This window comes from Gordonia neofelifaecis NRRL B-59395 (assembly GCF_000192435.1).
Classification (GTDB): domain Bacteria; phylum Actinomycetota; class Actinomycetes; order Mycobacteriales; family Mycobacteriaceae; genus Gordonia; species Gordonia neofelifaecis.
Window position 1 is genome coordinate 1 of sequence record NZ_AEUD01000038.1, and the last position, 1388, is coordinate 1388.

The window sequence follows — 1388 nt, forward strand, 5'->3', positions numbered from 1 at the left end:
TGAGACACGGATTTGCCTATGTCTCTCCCTACAGGCTTACACCAACTATTCCACCAGTTGGCCCGGCTACCTTCCTGCGTCACCCCATCGCTTGACTACTACACCCAAGGTCCCACGCAGCCACACAAAGAGAAATCCGAAGAAATCAAATCATGCTTTTGGATGGTTAGTACAGATGATTCATCACTGGGCGCGGATACACGGGTACGGGAATATCAACCCGTTGTCCATCGACTACGCCTGTCGGCCTCGCCTTAGGTCCCGACTCACCCTGGGCGGATTAACCTGGCCCAGGAACCCTTGGTCATCCGGCGGACAAGTTTCTCACTTGTCTTTCGCTACTCATGCCTGCATTCTCACTCCCACACCCTCCACAACTGGATCACTCCGCTGCTTCCACGGATGCAGGACGCTCCCCTACCCACCCACACCACTACACACCCACCCGCAGGCAGATGTGGATGTCATGTGTGAGTGCCGCGGCTTCGGCGGTGTACTTGAGCCCCGCTAAATTGTCGGCGCAGGATCACTTGACCAGTGAGCTATTACGCACTCTTTCAAGGGTGGCTGCTTCTAAGCCAACCTCCTGGTTGTCTCAGCGACCCCACATCCTTTTCCACTTAGTACACGCTTAGGGGCCTTAGCCGGCGATCTGGGCTGTTTCCCTCTCGACTACGAAGCTTATCCCCCGCAGTCTCACTGCCACGCTCTCACTTACCGGCATTCGGAGTTTGGCTGACGTCAGTAACCTAGTAGGGCCCATCGGCCATCCAGTAGCTCTACCTCCAGTAAGAAACACGCAACGCTGCACCTAAATGCATTTCGGGGAGAACCAGCTATCACGGAGTTTGATTGGCCTTTCACCCCTACCCACAACTCATCCCCTCCATTTTCAACTGAAGTGGGTTCGGGCCTCCACAACCTCTTACAGCTGCTTCACCCTGGCCATGGGTAGATCACTCCGCTTCGGGTCTAGACCCAGCGACTCAACACGCCCTATTCAGACTCGCTTTCGCTACGGCTACCCCACACGGGTTAACCTCGCCACTGAGCACTAACTCGCAGGCTCATTCTTCAAAAGGCACGCCATCACCCACCACCCCAAAGGGATGCGCAGGCTCTGACGGATTGTAAGCGTCCGGTTTCAGGTACTATTTCACTCCCCTCCCGGGGTACTTTTCACCTTTCCCTCACGGTACTAGTCCGCTATCGGTCACCAGAGAGTATTTAGGCTTACCGGGTGGTCCCGGCAGATTCACAGCAGATTCCACGAGCCCGCTGCTACTTGGGAAAAATCGAAGCCAGTCAACACGCTTTCAGCTACGGGACTCTCACCCACTACGGCAGACCATTCCAGGCCACTTCACCTAACATGTCGATTTATCACT

At 55.3% G+C, this 1388-nt stretch carries 1 rRNA gene; it reads right to left on the reverse strand.

Annotation, left to right across the window (positions count from 1 at the left end):
• Nucleotides 1–1388: ribosomal RNA gene (locus SCNU_RS19855) — 23S ribosomal RNA — on the reverse strand; the annotation flags it as partial.